Here is a 15,963-nt window from a genome sequence, read left to right as displayed (position 1 = left end):
TAGGTGAGTGACAGAGATGCCAGAATATCTTTCGCCAGGCGTGTACATCGAGGAGATAGAGACAGGGGCGATGCCGATAGAAGGCGTCGGAACCAGCACAGCAGGGTTCGTCGGCCCGACGGAACGAGGGCCGGTCGAACCCCAACTCGTCACGAGTTTCGCTGACTACCAGCGCACGTTCGGCGGCGTAACGACGGCTTCGTTTCAAGGGAGTGATACCCCGCGAAAGTCGTACCTCGCGTACGCCGTGGACGGCTTCTTCCGCAACGGCGGGTCGCGGGTCTTCGTCGGCCGCGTGACCGCGGGCGAGGCGGAGACTGCGACAGCGACCATCGGCGACGTGACGGTCCGCGCGAACGGCCCGGGCACGTGGGGTACCAACGTCCAAGTTGAGGTCGCCGAATCCGACATCGAAGGCCGATTCACGGTGTTCGTCAGGTACTGGCGCGACGGGATTCCCGACGACGATTCGGTGGAGCCGACCGTCGAGGAACGGTACGACGACCTGGACGCGACGGAAGGAACGCCCGACTACTACGCGAAGAGCGTCAACAACGCCTCGTCGCTGGTCGAAATCGACGAGAACGCCCCGGGGGCGCTTCCCGTCGGGACCACGGCTCTCGAAGCGGGCGCGGACGGCGAGCTCGGCGTCGACGACTTCGAGGGCGTCGAGGACGACGTGGTTCCCACACCCTCCGGCGGCGAGCGAATACGCCGAACGGGGCTGAAGGGGTTCACTCAGGTCGACGAGATAGCCATCGTCTGCATCCCCGACGAGGCGAAACTTTCGGGACTCCGCGGACTCCTCCGCGGCCACTGCCGAGAGACGGAGGACCGCTTCGCCATCCTGCAGACCGACCAGGGGGTGAATCCGGACACGCTCAGCACCGACGGCCTGCCGAACGACGCCGTCTCCGAACGTGGTCTCGCGGCCCTGTACTACCCGTGGGTGAAGGTGCTGGACCCGTTCACGAACGTGGAGACGCTGGTACCGCCGGGGGGTCACGTCGCCGGGGTTTACGCCCGGACGGACACCAACCGAGGCGTCCACAAGGCGCCGGCGAACGAACAGTTGCAGGGCGTACAGGGGTTAGAACACGAGATTCGGAGGGTCGACCAGAACGGACTGAATCCGAAGGGAATCAACTGCATCCGCGCGTTCCGCGGCCGCGGCATCCGTATCTGGGGGGCGCGAACCACCTCGCCGAAGACGATTTGGCGATACGTCAACGTCCGCCGACTGTTCTTGTTCCTCGAAGAGTCGTTGGACGAGGGGACGCAGTGGGCGGTGTTCGAACCGAACGACGAACCGCTGTGGGCGCGGGTTCGACAGTCCGTTACGGACTTCCTGACCGGCGTCTGGCGGGACGGCGCGCTTCAAGGGACGACGCCCGAGGAGGCGTTCTACGTCAAGTGCGACCGAACGACGATGACGCAGGACGACATCGACAAGGGACGACTCATCATCGAAGTCGGCGTCGCCCCGGTCAAGCCGGCGGAGTTCGTCATCTTCAGAATCACCCAGTGGACAGCCGGTGCGGAAGGAGCCTGAGGAGAGAGACAGATGCCAGACAGATACGGTCCATACCGAAATTCGCGATACCTGCTCGAAATCGACGACACCATCCAAGCGGGGTTCAGTGAAGCGACGATTCCGAGCAACACGACCGAAGCGACGGAGTACAGAGAGGGCAACGAAGCGCCCACGGTTCGAAAGCTGTGGAGTCTGAACCAGTTCGAGAACCTCACGCTCCAGTGGGGGACGACCGACGACTCCATCGCCATCTTCGAGTGGCGACAGATGGTCGAACAGGGCAAGGTGGACAAGGCGCGCCGCGACATCGCGGTCATCGTCTTGGACGAGGAGGGCGAACAGGGGCCGCGCTGGGAGTTCGTCAAGGCGTGGCCCATCAACTACGACGCGCCTGATCTGAACGCCACCGACTCGCAGGTGGCCATCGAGTCCATCGAAATCGTCCACGAAGGGATGGTCCGCCGGTCATGAGCGGAGGTGCCTTACAGACCGAGTTCGAGTTCACGCTCCCGAACGGCTACGTGGACGACGAGGGGACGCTCCACCGCGACGGCGTGATGCGGTTGGCGACGGCGGCCGACGAGATTCTGCCGCTGAAAGACCCGCGCGTCCGGTCGAACGAGGCGTACCTGTCCATCATCCTCCTCGCACGGGTGACGACGAAACTCGGCTCGCTCGACAACGTGAACCCCCACGTCGTGGAGAATCTGTTCGTCTCTGACCTCGCGTACCTGCAGGACCTGTACGAACGGGTGAACCTGCGCGGTGCGGACGCCGTCGAGACGGTGTGCCCGGACTGCGGCGAGGAGTTCGACGTCGAAGTGTCGTCGGGCGCGAGTCTCACGCCGATAACCGGCGACGCGGAGGTGACGAACGGTCTCGGGATGGGAAATCCGTGAGGCTCCTGCCGGACGGCGGCGGCTATCCGCTCGACCGACTGTACGAGGAAGTCGCCTTCGTGGCCTACCACTTCAACTGGAGCCACGACGAGGTACTGAACATGCCGCACTGGGAACGACGGCGGTGGTGCGAAGAGATTAGCGCCATCAACGAGCGGATGAACGAGGAGCGGAGTTAGGTCCGCGGTCCCGTCGGAGAGACCGGTTCGTGGGGGTCGGTTGACACGGGCCGCTCGTCGAACTCCGGCGTCGAGACGAGATATGAGTTCGAAGACCACCGAGAACGACTCTAAGTCGGCCGAATCAGCGAAATCGACCCGCTCTACCGGACGGTCGGAACGCGGCGAGGGGTCCTCGACAGCCTCACACCCACTCGTCGATGCACAGCGTCGCTACGGTAATCGCGCCGTACGGAGGGTAGTGGGCGGCGGTGAGCAACGGCGTTCGGACGGCTCTCCGTCGGAAGCGCGCGACGAACGGGCCGCAGAGCGGACGGCACGACGCGTGGTTACGACGCCGGAGCGATCCCCCGACGGTGTCGGAACCGACGCCGGCCACGGCTCAACCGAGACCACAGACGCCGGAGAGACGGACGCCCGCGAGTCTGATTCCGGGCTTTCGACAGAAGGCGAGTCTGGAGCCGCGGTCGTTCGGCGGGCGAGCGACGCGCCGGCGACTGGGTCGGGCGAAGGGCTATCACCGCGGGGTACCGCCTCGGGCGGCGGTGAGCCGATACCGCCATCGGTGCGAGCGTTCTTCGAACCACGGTTTGGTCGGGATTTCGGTCACGTCAGATTACACACCGGCGGCCGCGCGGCCGCGGCGAGCGAGGCGCTCGACGCCCGTGCGTTCACGTACGGTTCGGACATCTACTTCGGTGCAAACCAGTACGATTCGGAGACGTCGAGCGGTCGGGAGCTCATCGCTCACGAGTTAGCGCACGTCGAGCAGCAGTCGAACGGGGGTGTCCCCGAAGTCCGGCGACAGTCGGAGAGTGACGCCGGCCCGGAGGACGAAGACGCGGGCCAGACCCTCGGCGACGTCGAACAGAGTCAGCTGACGAGTCGCGGCATCCAGTTGGACGCAGCACAGGAATCGACCCTCGCCGCGACGTTCCCGAACGGGTTCATGCTCGGCGAGGAGCGACCGGTGTACGTCCTCGGGATAGGGAACACCGGCACGCAGAGCCTGCGGCTCCCGGCGATTCGCATCCAGCAACCGCCCCCGCTGCGCGCTGGCGTCGAGGTGATCCTGTTCAAGGTCGACAAGGGCCGCTCGATTCTGTTGCGCTCGGTCGGCGGAACGGGTCCCGACGTCGTGTTGGACGCGGGAACGGGAACCGACATCACTGGCCGCTCGGACGACGTGCGGCGGCTCACCGAAACGTTCCGCCGCGCGTCAGCGAGAGGGATGATCGGGAACTTCGTGAACTTCAGGGTGTCACACATCGACACCGACCACTTCAACGCGATAGAGTCGTTTCTGCGCGCGTCGCAGCTACAGCGGGCGACGATAGAGATAACGACACAACAGTTGCGTCAGGTGAGTCACGCCGGGTGGAGCTCGTTGGAGATGAGTCTCAGGACCGGACAGGAGATAGTCGAAATCGACGTGCTCGGGGCAGGGCGGCGCCTCGGTCCGTCCGGCGGTCAGGTCCACGAACGGCGAGCCGTCGTCGGTAACATGGAGATAACCGAATACAGGTCGGTCGAAGCGCATCGACAACTCACCGAAACCGACCGGAGGACGTTCGACAAGAACCGAACGAGTCCAGTGACGATTGTGAAAGACCTCGTGACCGGCGACCGATGGCTCTTCGGTGCAGACGCTCGACAGCGACAGTTCTCCGAGTCGGTCGATGCGGTGGGACAGGCCGCGTTGAGTCGACTGCTCGGCGCTGGCGGATTCCACCTTCGGGGGGTCGAGCAGGAACACCACGGGGGAGCAATCACGACCGGTCCCGACGTGAAAGGGATGATTCGGAAGCTCCGACTGACGTTCGAGGCAAGCGACGGGACGACGAGGTTCTTCACGCAGACGAGCGAGTCGTTCGCGTCGGGGGCGTCCGCCTCCATCCGGTTCCTGGACCTCGCCGGCGTAAACGTCGAACGGGTGACGACCGACCCGTCACCGGAAGGTCGGTCGGAGGTCATCCGCGGCCGGGGGAGGACGATGGAGACGGTACAGTTCGACGCGCGGTCGTTCACCCGGGTGACCGAGTTCGTGAGAACGCACGAGGGCGAACTCATGCGCGCCGCTGCTACCCGTCACGAGACGGTGATGCTGCGACAACGCGCCGAAGCGCTCCACGAAGCGTACTCGCAGGGCGGTGCACCCGCCCGACTCCGTAGCTCGGCCGAACAGATAAAACAGGGCCTAGAGGTAGTAGAACGGCAGACGTGGGCGCGAGTGGACGCGCTGTTCAGCGCGATGGAGTCGGCTGCCGAAGGCAGACAAGGTATGCGTGCCGGTCGTGATATGTCGATAGTTACCAGCGCACTCGCGGCAATACGGCGCCACGTCGAATCGGCGAGGTTGGAGACGTTCCGACGTGATATCGAGATTCACGAGAACAGCCTGAACGCGTACGGTCGAGCGTTCCAGACGATGTTCTCGATGTTCCGTGCGGTGCAGACCGAACAGTGGCGCGAGGTGAACCGACTGCGCGGTGTCTACGAGTCACGCCTCGCGGAAGCGCGTGCAGTACTCGGGCAAGCGGAGGTTCACGAACACGTTCGGTCGGCGTGGAAGGCGACCCGGTCACATTGGACCGGAGAGCAGATTCAGCGCGTCGCCGCCCAACTCGGGCGAGCGACGTTCGCACACCGGCTCATGATGTCTGAGTTCCGAGTCGAACTGCTCCAATCGCTCGGGCGGCAGATGCGTCTGAACGAGATGATGAGCCAAGCGATGCACGGCGGCATCACCGGGGGGCGAGTCTCGGCACCGATGCGAAGTCGCGTCGGCGCCGGCGCCCTCGCGGCGCTGGAAGTCATTCGAATCGGAGTGGAACTCGCAGAGACGGCACACCAGGCCAGTATCGCGAAGGAAGCCGCAGAAGAGCGCGCACGTGCCACCGGCGCACGGACGGCGATGTGGTGGATTCGACAGGGCGTTCGACCGACGCTTGCGCTCGTCAAACGCGGTTTCTGGGGCGGCTACGACGTCGTCTCGGGCGCTCTGACACAGGAACAGATTCTCCGCGTCGCCTCCGGGGAGTCGATAGAGGCGACAGTACCCGAGTACGAGAAAGTCGTCGTCACGGGCGTCGACTCGGCGGAGCTCGAACGCGTCGTCTACTCGCAGTACCTGCAGTCACAGACGCTCGAAGACTGGACGCGGTTCAACGCCGGATACCCGTCCGACGAAGCGTTCAAGAAGTTCGGCGACGACTGGGGTGTCCGCCTCTGGGACCGCGAAGAGGGCGAGTATCGGTACGTGTACGACTCGGCGATTCAGCGGCCGTTGAACGAACTGCACGCACATCTCGAACGGGCGCAGCAGGCGCGGTTCGAACGAGACGTAGAGACGAGTGAGGAGGGTTCAGTTCGGACAGTCGAAGATACCGGCATCGTCCAGGACCTCCGGCGAGTGTACGTGTTCTCTAGCGGCGGCAGCCTGCGAAAGCTCGATTTCGACGATGTCGAACCGCGGTTCCTCCGCGTGGGGACCCAGACGGTCCGCGGGAAACAGTACGCCCTGGTCAGAGCCGTCGATATGCGGACGTTCCGGCGCCTGAGCCGCTACTACTGGCGTGAGTACTCACATTCGGTAATCGGGCAGCACTACTCGGGCCCGGTGTACGACGTCTACCGGAACGCCGAGGGGTACGCACTCGTTCACGAAGACGAACTGACATTGACGGCGGGGTCGAGACGATTCGAGAGCGAAATACGGAGCCGAGCGGGTCAGTCAGAGTGACAGGGGTGTGATGATGAGCGAGTCGGCCCGAGACGAAACCAGTGGAAACGCCGCCACTGTGGGCAGTAAACCCACGAGTAGTTATTTATACGGTTCGAGTGTATACTACCGATGAACAGACATGTGGAGCGTGTATCGTCGGCGAGACGTGCGAACCCGGAATTGGGGGAGCAGCCGGACCCCACCGGGAGACAGGCGGCGGACCGGGTGTGAGTGATGGCCACCACAGAACGGACCGACCCCTACCTCGACTTCCGGTTTCACGTCGAGATGGACGCTCTCACCGTCGGAGGGTTCTCTTCGGTGTCGGGGCTGGAACACCAGATGGAACCCGAGGAGTACGAGGAGGGCGGGAACAACCGCTTCACCCACAAACTGCCCGCGCGATTCACCCAGCCCAACGTCGAACTCCAGCGCGGAATCACCGACTCGACGGACCTCTGGGAGTGGGTGTCGGACGCCCGGGAAGGAGTCGTTCGACGGGACACCGTCTGGCTCCACCTCATGAACACGGTGGGCGAGCAGAAACTCACGTGGCGGTTCATCAGGGCGTACCCGGTTCGGTGGGCCGGTCCGGAGTTCAGCGCCGACCAGGGCTCGGTGGCTATCGAGACGCTCGAACTCGCCCACGAGGGGTTCACGCTCGTGGAGTGAGCGGACATGACCCGGGATAACCGACACGACCGACACGACCGACCGACTGAGAGACGATGATAACGTGGCCGTGGGAACGCGACGACGAACGCCGACGACGGGAGCGACGGCAACGCCGGGCGGACGAGCGGAGTGTCCAGACCGACCAGCCGACCCCGTACCGAGACGACCGCGAACACCTCGTGGACGAACTCGTCCGCCTCGACTACGTGTTGTGGCTCCGCGTCCAGCAGTGGCGTGAATCCAACGGGGGCGGAACCGACGAGTTCGCGGGTTACTACATCTCCGACGAGACGGTCGACAAACTGCTGGAACTCTCCTCGCACGGGTGGGGGACCGACCCGGTGACGGAGGGCGTGCTGACCGAGGCGCACTTCCAGTATCTCCAGGACATCACCGAAACGATAGCGGAACGAAAGGACCTGACACGGCGCGAAGGGACGGAACTCCGACTCGTGAGAGTCGCCGACCGGTTCGGCTTGGAACGCGCTGATCTCGACGTGTTACTGGTCGGCGTCGCCCCCGAAATCGACCCGAAGTACGAGACGATTTTCGCGTACCTGCACGACGACGTGACGCGAAAACGGCCGACAGTTGACCTCGTCCTCCGGACGTTCGCACCGTCCACGGACGAACGGCTGAGGCGCAGAACCGTCTTCGCCCGCACGTCCCCGCTCCGAGAGCACCGCCTCGTCAGGCTGTCGGGCGACGACTCGTCGCCGCTGCCGACGCGGGCGATACAGGTGGACGAACGGGTCGTGGACTATCTGCTCGGAATCGACCTGCTCGGCGGGACGCTCGCCGACGTCGCCACCGTGCGAGAGCCGACGGACGACCTCCACTCGTTGTTGCTCCGGCGACCGGACTCGGACGACGCGAGCGAGGAATCGACGGACGACACGGTGTCCCGGGGAAAGGGCGTCTCACAGGAGACGCCGAGTGCCGCCAGACGAGCGGAGACGGTCGAAGACGGGACGAACTACCTCGAACGGCTGACGTTGGACGACGAGGTGAGTGCCCAACTCGACCGCATCGCGGGCTGGACGCAACCGCCCGACGACGAGGAGCGGAGCCACCTGCTGACTCACCTCTACGGACCCTATGGCTCCGGTCGGTCGGTGACGGTGGCCGCACTCTGTGCAGATTGGGAGCAGACGCTCCTGACCGCCGACGCGCAGGAGATACGTCGGCACGGCATCCGTGAGACGGTCGAGATGTTACTGAGAGAGGCGCGACTCCGAGACGCCGTACTCGCGGTCTCGAATCTCGAAGCTCTCGGCGACGACGATGCGGACGTGACACACCTGCTCCGTTCGCTGGACGACTACGACGGTCGCGTCTTCGTCGTCGGGACGGACACGATAGGGGCGAGCCACCGCCTCGGCGTCACCGACCACGTGTTCGTCTCCGTCGAGTTCCCCGTTCCCTCCTACGACCGCCGACGCGAACTGTGGAAACGGGTCGCCCACCTTCCCGCGGACGTGAACGTCACCGAACTGGCGGGGAAGTTCCGGCTGACCGCCGGACAGATCGTCGATGCCGTGGACGCCGCGCGGTCCCGAACGTACGGCGGCGAACTCACGGCCGACGACATCTACGCCGGCTGTCGGTTACAGTCCAGAGAGAAACTCGGGTCGCTCGGCCGCATCGTCACGCCCGGGTACGGCTGGGACGACATCGTCCTCCCGCCGGACAAGGAGGCGCACCTCAAGGAAGTCGCCGCTCACGTCGAACATCAGGGGCGCGTCTACAGCGACTGGGGCTTCAAAGAGAAGTTCAGCCTCGGAAACGGCGTCGTCGCCCTGTTCACCGGACCCTCGGGGACGGGAAAGACGATGGCCGCCGAGATTATCGCACACGAGGTCGGACTGGACCTCTACAAGATAGACCTCTCCAGCGTCGTCAGCAAGTACATCGGCGAGACGGAGAAGAACCTCGGGCAGGTGTTCGACGAGGCGGCGAACAGCGACGCCATCCTCCTGTTCGACGAGGCCGACGCCCTGTTCGGCAAGCGCTCGGAGGTATCGGACGCTCACGACCGGTACGCGAACATAGAGGTGAACTACCTACTCCAACGCGTGGAGGAACACGACGGCGCGGTCATCCTGACGACGAACTTCAAACAGAACATCGACGACGCCTTCCTGCGGCGCATCCACCTGAGCGTGGACTTCCCGCGACCGCAACGGGACGCGAGAAAGCGCATCTGGGAGGGTATCTTCCCCGTCGATACGACGCCCTGCCGGAATCTCGACTACGACTTCCTCTCGAAGTTCGAGGTGACGGGCGGCCACATCAAGAACGTCGCCCTGACGGCGGCGTTTCTCGCCGCCTCGGGGAAGCGAACCGTCGAGACGGAGAAACTCTACAGCATCGAACGCGAGACGATAGAAGGGCTGATTCCCGAGGCGGACGAGATTTCCGGCCCCCTCGACTTCTGGTTCCTCGACCGAGTGGAGATGGAACATCTCGTCTGGGGCATCCGCCGCGAGTACCAGAAGTCGGGGAAACTCATCGAACCCGAGGAGTTCGGGGAGTACCAGAGACTGCTCGAATCATGACGACCAGACACGCCATCACGTGCGGCGCGACGCGCCGCCGTCGACCCACGAAGACGCGCAGTCGAACGAACCGAGACGACACCCGCCGCAACCGCGACGGGCCACTCGTCCGCGTCCAGCGCACGCTCGGTAACCGAGGCGTCCAGCGACTCCTGAGCGAGCGCACTCGACCGAATCAGACGGTGGGACCGCCGAACGACCGCTTCGAACGTGAGGCCGACCGTGTCGCACGGGACGTGACGCGGGGGAGAGCCGAGACGGGTCAGCGCCCGGCGGTAGCGCGGGCCACTGCCGTCGACAGCACCGTCCAGCGCATGTGCCCGCGGTGTCAGAAGCGGCACGCCGAGGGGAAACCGCTCGACTGTCCGGACTGCGAACGCGAGATTCGGCGGACACCCGCCTCACCGGAACGACCGGATGCCGGAGCCCGAACGGCAAGCCCGGTTCGGGGAGCCGAAACCGGCGGTCGTCCGTTGCCGGACTCCGTCCGGTCGTTCTTCGAACCGCGATTCGGGCGGGGATTCGGTGACGTCCGCGTTCACACCGGGGCGCGAGCGGACGCGGCCGCGAGAGCGGTGAACGCGAGGGCGTTCACGCTGGGACGGGACGTCGTGTTCCGGTCCGGCGAGTACCGACCGGAGACGAGCGACGGCCGGCGATTGCTCGCACACGAACTGACGCACACGATTCAGCAGGACGGCGCGACGGCGGCCGTCGTCCAGCGCGAGTGCGTCGATGGCCGGTGGGAGTTCGAGTACGACGGCTGTAGCGTCCCCGACTGGGTGTCTTCGGTCGCCGGAATCGACCCCGATAATCCGGCGGGCGGGAGCGACACGCAGTTCGCCATCGAAGCACCGACCGCTCGAGGCGGGCGTGCGTGCGACCGGCACGACGAGTGCTACCAGACGTGCGGGTCCGACAGGGCGGCCTGCGACGAGCGGATGCACCGTGATATGCTGGCCATCTGTAACGCCTCCTCGGAGAACCAGTCGGTCGTCGAACGGTGTCGGACGTGGGCGGACCGCTACTTCACGGCGCTCACACACTTCGGCGGAAGCGCCCACGAAGAACGACAGCGGCAGGTGTGCGACTGCCAGCCCGAAGAGCCACCGGCCCCGTCCGAACCGGTCGAGACGCCGGTCGATCCCGAACCCGTTCCGGAACCCGCAGACGACGCGTTCGTCGGCCCACCAGCGCCGAAGACGACGACGTACACGGTGAAGCCGGGCGACACACTCTGGGGCATCGCCCGCCAGTTCGCCGTCCCCGGTGGGTGGCCGACGCTCTACGAGCGTAACCGGGACGTGGTGGGTGACGACCCCGACCTCGTCTTCCCCGGACAGACGTTGGAGATACCGTTACCGTACGAAGAACAACCGGGTGTGTCCTCCCGATGACTGGGGGGACAGGCCACGCACTGATGCAGCACGGCCCCGGACGCGTTCGCGGAAGTGACCAGCGGGGTGGGTCGGCGACCCGTAGCCAGATCTGGTCGTCTGTGAAGCGCACCGCACCGAACGATGCCGGACGGCGGCCCGCCGGTCACCGCACGCGTCGTGGAGGAAGCCTTTACCCACCGTAGCGATGACAGACAATCTTCGAGCCGGAGCGGATTCGACGCGGACTAGTGAAACCGAGACGGCCGACAGGCGACGAGGGCGCGCGGAGGGGTCGAGTGACCGTCGGTTCGAGGAATCACCGGTTTCTGACGAGCGAGCGCATCCGTTCGAGCTGCTGCAACGTGACTGGGGGAACCGAGCGGTCCAGGGACTCGTCGAGCGACAGCTTCAACGGAAACCGCTGGTCGGACGCGAGCGAGGACGGCACGAACTGGAGGCCGAACGGTGGGCCGAAGCGGCGAGACGGGGAGACAGAGTCCAACGAAACGGAGAGCCGTCCCGGACGACCGGGAGCGTTCCCGGTGAGGCACCCGTCGGTTCGGACGTCGCGTCGTACGTCGAGCAGAGCCGGGGCGGGGGGACGCCGATACCGCACTCGATACGAACCACGCTCGAACGGCAGTTCGGTACCGGTCTCGGCGACGTTCGGATTCACGCGGGAACCGACGCCGCCGACGCGTCGCGTCGAGCGGACGCTCGCGCCTTCACCGTGGGGCGAGACGTCCACTTCGGTGCGGGAGAGTACCGACCGTCTTCGACCGGGGGTCGAGAGCTGCTGGCACACGAACTCGCACACGTCGTCCAACAGCGCTCGTCCTCTGACATCGTCCAACGCGTCCCCGAAGGCGAGTCCCCGGTCTCGGGACCGGGCACATCGCCGGAACCGGCCGACGAACGGCGGATGGTGTCCTCCGAGAGTCCACCGCGTGCCGGGATGTCCGTGAGCATGACCGGACTGCTGTTCCTGCCACCGGAGGGCACGCAGTTTCGGCCCGGTTCCCGCGCGAAGCAGGGTTCGGAGATAGCGCTCTACACGCTGGTGGGGGACGAAGGGTACACCGCCGCGTTGGCCGCCGAGTTCTATCAGTGGGGGACCGCGAAGCAGTGGCACGGGGAGGGGACGTTAGCGGGCGACGCGACTGGCGGCGAGACGGTGACACAGTTCTGGATCCCCAGTCACCTCGCCCTGCAGTCGGTGCTCTGGTTAGAACGGACGAAGGGGGTCACCGTGCTGCTCTCGGACAGTCAGCGGGAACTCCTCTACCTCGGCACTGCGAGTTCCGACGCGTGGCGACTACTGAACGTCCCGAAAGTCGCACAGGAGATGGACATCTCGCTGCCCGCGTGGTACAGCGAGCAACTCTTCCGGTCACAACTGGCGCAGAATATCGGCCTCCTTCGCTCGTACATCGACGCCGCTCTGCTCTACCACTCTGAGCGCTCCGAAGCGAACCGTCAGGGCATCGTTCGCGTGTTGACGGACATCGTCTTCGAACTGGAGTTCCACGCGGCGGTTTTGGAGGGAATCAGAGCCGACACCTCGCTGGTCGGCCACTGGGTGTATCAGTTGCTCTGGCCGACGCCGCGACCGGAGGGGTTGGCAGAGGACGAACAGCCCGAACCGCGACAAGCGCCGGAGAACCGCGCTCCCCACCCCTCGATAGCGTCGCAGTTCCTCTCGTTCCTTCACAGCCAACAGTCGCTGGTCGATCGGTCGTGGAACGAGACGGAGGCGAGACGCGAGTTACTCGACCGGTTCGGTCGATTCTTAGAGCGGAGCGTGAGCGGACCGCCCTCGGGCGACCAGCAGGTCCGTGACCAACCCGCAACGGCCAACACGCCGCCCATCCCGGCCAAGATGAGCGTCTCGCCGACACTCTCTGGCCCACCGGGTGGACCCCAGTTCGAGGCGTCCTCGGAAGCCGACTACCGCTTCGTCATGAGCATCCAGTTCCCGGACGTGTTCGCGGCGTTCCAGTCGTACTACTACGAGTGGAACTACGTTCGGGTTCCCGAGGGCGAGCAGACGGCCTCGTTCGACGAACTCGACCCGCAGACCCCGTCGGGATGGGACGTCGCGGGCCAGCGATTCGGTCGCGCGACTCGATACGCGGAGGAGGACTTCGAGACGGTGTTCGAGGAACTCGGCCCGCCGGGCGTCGCGGCGACGTCCCTCGTCGCGGCGAACGCGATACTCCGGTACGTCGGCGAAGGCATCAGACTCGGCATCGAGATACTGACGACGCCGGCGAGCGAGAAGAACATCGCGTTCCCCGGCCCGGGCACCTACCTGGTCCGCTGTAAGGCGATTCCGTACACCGGCGAGAACGCCGAAGTCGTCCGCCCGCCGAGCGTCGCGTACTACCCCATCATCGTCCGCGACCCGGTCCAACTGGTCGAGAGTCGCAATCGAGAGCGGGGAGCGACCACTGCGTGGGAGCACGAGCGGATGGCGGAACTGCGGGACCTGTTGAGTCAACCGGTCAGTCACCTGAACGAGGAACAGTTGCGGCAGGAACTGGACACGCTCGAACGGTCGCTGAGTTCTGTCGGTGGCGCGCTGAGCGTCCAACGCGAGAAGTTGGTCGAGTACCGAAACTCGCTCCCCGTCGGGAGCGCCGACCGGGGCCGGGTCCAGACGCAACTGGAGCGACTCGACGTCATCATCGCGTTGCGCGCGGACCGCGGCGAGGAGCGTGACCTCACGGCCGCCGAACCGCTGGTCGCCACGTTCGTCAGCGACAAGGGAGAGTCGATTCAGCTGACGATGGAAGCGCTCTACCGCGGTACGGAGGACGGTCAGGTCGAGTACTGGGTGTCGGACCTCACGACGGCGAACAGCGGTGAAGACTACGGCACCGGCCGCAACCGCGCCGAGGCTATCATGGACGCGGTGGTGGACATCCTGAGCGGCTACGCGGGGTACGGCCGCGGTTACGTCGCGGTTCAGATAGACGGCGAGACGGTCTCGAAGCGCATCAAAGCGAGCGCCGGGGCGTTGTTCATGGAAGCCGTCGAGAACGTCGCCATGGTCCTCTCGATAGCGGCCGTCGCGGCGGCCCCGTTCACGGCCGGTTCGTCGATCTCGCTGCTTCTTCCCATCGGTGCCGTCGGCGCGATTCCATCGGGCTACCGAGTTATCAACAGAGCGATAGACGACACCCTCCGATTCGACATGGCGACGGCCATGGACGTCGTCAACGTCGTCGGGGGGTTCACTGGCGTCGGACACGCTGTGACGCCGCTTCGGATGGTGAAGACCGGTCGGGCGTTCTACGTGATGGGTCTCGGAGCTGACGGTCTGAGCGGGCTGTTGGTCCCCGCCGAAATCGCCACCCAAATCGCCGCGCTCGAGGGTCTCCCGGAGGGCGAACGCTCGGCACGAATCATGGAGATTCTGGGGCAGGCGATGCTCGAATCGGGCATCTCCGTGGGCCGCGAACTGTCACAGCGTGCCCAGCAGCGTCGCATGGGGACTTCGGAAGCGCCGACCGTCGGGGAAAGCGTCTCCCGGCCGGAGACTAGGGACGTCGGACCACCCGGGGAGGCGGTCCGGCCGGGGGCGCGAGAACCCGACGTCGCCCCGGAACGCCGACCCGACGACGGCGAACCTCGACGGACGCCCGAGGCCACGGGGGGACGCTCACCGAGTCGAAGTCTCGGCGGCGAACCGGTGACCCGAAGGACGCAGGACGGCGACCACACGCTGACGCTCACGAAACGCGGACAGATCATTCGCTGCTCGAAGGTGTGTCAGACGTTAGGCGCACGGTACGCTCACATACTCGACGACCACCCGGAGTTAGTCCGTCGGGTGGCTTCGCTCGAAGAGCGTGCACGGGAGGCGGTCGCGGCGGACGACCGAGGATTGGCCGACCAAGTCGCATCTGACGCGCGAGTGCTCGAAGCCGACCTGCGGGCGGTCGAACGCGCGTGGATGGAGGAACTCGGGTTTGACCCCGACCGGATAGAGTTACTCCAGCAGTTGGCCGAAGAACGCGCGCTACCGGTCGGCTACGACCCCGCTGCGGAGGCGTTCGACGAGTTGGGCCTTCACTACACACGGATGGACCTCGACAAAGTGCCGGAGGTGTACGACAAGGAACTCGGTGCCAACGTTCCGATGGACATCTCCAGCGGCTATCCGGCGAAGCGGGGCAACCTGTTCGACGACCAGGTCGTCGAGAAACACGAAGCGGCTGAGGGGAAGGGCAGCATCCACGCGGAGGTGTACGTCGATACCGGGAGGAAGACCCGGAACGGTCGGCCGCTCTACTGGCGTGCCGATAGCTGGGTTCCGGGCGAGGGGTCGCCCGCGGGAGAGGGGTCGTCGAGACCGCCCGAGATTCGCGAGCACAAGTTCACGCAGTTCTCCGAAATCGGCTACGACAGGGCCGTGGACTACCTCATGCAACTGTGGAGTAAGTATCCCCCGGGAGCCGTTATCGCGGATGTCCCCTCCTCGAGGGCCCGCCAGGTCGAGGGAATGAAGCTCACCGGCCAGCAGGTGCTCATCGTCCCCGAGCAGATAGCGCCGATTCCGAGGGACGTCCTCGACGCCGCGGAGGGATTCGAGATCACGATCAGAGACATCGACGGTCACGTGTACACCTCGAAGTAGTCCGGAACCCCACGCACCCGACCGTCCCGATTCGAGACAGTTGGGAACCGGTGCCCGTCAATCGACTGCGTCCGTGGCCCGAACGACGGTCCGCGGACTCGGGAACCCGAAGTGTATTTGACCGCTCCCCGACAATAGAACTCGTGAGGAAGACGAAGACCGTGGCGGGAGACTGAAGCTACCGAAGCGGTCACGTCGGAACGAACAGATGCCGTCAGATACCACCGACATCGAACTACCGCGGGTCGCACGTCCGATAGCGGTCGGTCGGTGGCACCGCGACGAACGGGACGAACCGGAGGGAGAACCGAGAGCGACCGCTCGGTACGGAGTCGCTCGGTCGACTCCGTTCTTCGGCGTGTTGCAGGGACGG

Annotated in this window: 7 protein-coding genes and 2 pseudogenes; all 9 read left to right on the top strand. The window is 65.3% G+C overall.

Going from position 1 to position 15,963, the window contains the following annotated elements:
* The first annotated feature begins 16 nt into the window (after positions 1-16).
* The gene (locus BM310_RS17315) at positions 17-1,552 is read left to right on the top strand and encodes a phage tail sheath family protein (protein WP_089810112.1); all 1,536 of its coding nucleotides are present in this window, start codon (positions 17-19) and stop codon (positions 1,550-1,552) included.
* A gap of 12 nt (positions 1,553-1,564) precedes the next feature.
* Positions 1,565-2,005 (top strand): phage tail protein, encoded by a 441-nt coding sequence (locus tag BM310_RS17310; RefSeq protein WP_089810110.1) that lies wholly within the window; start codon positions 1,565-1,567, stop codon positions 2,003-2,005.
* Positions 2,002-2,379: pseudogene (locus tag BM310_RS17305) on the top strand (hypothetical protein); the annotation flags it as partial. The gene BM310_RS17310 and the pseudogene BM310_RS17305, both read left to right, overlap by 4 nt.
* Before the next feature lie 59 nt (positions 2,380-2,438).
* Positions 2,439-2,600: pseudogene (locus tag BM310_RS17300) on the top strand (DUF6760 family protein); the annotation flags it as partial.
* Between the two features lie 94 nt (positions 2,601-2,694).
* Complete coding sequence (locus tag BM310_RS17295; protein ID WP_089810106.1) at positions 2,695-6,354, top strand: eCIS core domain-containing protein; 3,660 nt, start codon at positions 2,695-2,697, stop codon at positions 6,352-6,354.
* A 216-nt stretch (positions 6,355-6,570) separates the two neighbouring features.
* Entirely contained in the window at positions 6,571-7,008 is a 438-nt protein-coding gene (locus BM310_RS17290) for a phage tail protein (protein ID WP_089810103.1), read from the top strand.
* A gap of 56 nt (positions 7,009-7,064) precedes the next feature.
* Positions 7,065-9,569 (top strand): ATP-binding protein, encoded by a 2,505-nt coding sequence (locus BM310_RS17285; RefSeq protein ID WP_089810101.1) that lies wholly within the window; start codon positions 7,065-7,067, stop codon positions 9,567-9,569.
* 473 nt (positions 9,570-10,042) lie between these two features.
* Entirely contained in the window at positions 10,043-10,966 is a 924-nt protein-coding gene (locus BM310_RS21885; RefSeq protein ID WP_177232686.1) for an eCIS core domain-containing protein, read from the top strand.
* 187 nt (positions 10,967-11,153) lie between these two features.
* Positions 11,154-15,590: an eCIS core domain-containing protein gene (locus BM310_RS17275; RefSeq protein ID WP_089810097.1), complete on the top strand. Its 4,437-nt coding sequence runs from the start codon at positions 11,154-11,156 to the stop codon at positions 15,588-15,590.
* Positions 15,591-15,963: the final 373 nt, after the last annotated feature.

The organism is Halogeometricum rufum, assembly GCF_900112175.1.
GTDB classification, from domain to species: domain Archaea; phylum Halobacteriota; class Halobacteria; order Halobacteriales; family Haloferacaceae; genus Halogeometricum; species Halogeometricum rufum.
This window is presented reverse-complemented; position numbering and strand designations above follow the sequence as displayed.

What these genes read in the sequence shown, in the direction of transcription:
- BM310_RS17315 (WP_089810112.1), top strand. Translation starts at nt 17, where the DNA reads ATGCCAGAATATCTTTCGCCAGGCGTGTACATCGAGGAGATAGAGACA.
- BM310_RS17310 (WP_089810110.1), top strand. Translation starts at nt 1,565, where the DNA reads ATGCCAGACAGATACGGTCCATACCGAAATTCGCGATACCTGCTCGAA.
- BM310_RS17295 (WP_089810106.1), top strand. Translation starts at nt 2,695, where the DNA reads ATGAGTTCGAAGACCACCGAGAACGACTCTAAGTCGGCCGAATCAGCG.
- BM310_RS17290 (WP_089810103.1), top strand. Translation starts at nt 6,571, where the DNA reads ATGGCCACCACAGAACGGACCGACCCCTACCTCGACTTCCGGTTTCAC.
- BM310_RS17285 (WP_089810101.1), top strand. Translation starts at nt 7,065, where the DNA reads ATGATAACGTGGCCGTGGGAACGCGACGACGAACGCCGACGACGGGAG.
- BM310_RS17275 (WP_089810097.1), top strand. Translation starts at nt 11,154, where the DNA reads ATGACAGACAATCTTCGAGCCGGAGCGGATTCGACGCGGACTAGTGAA.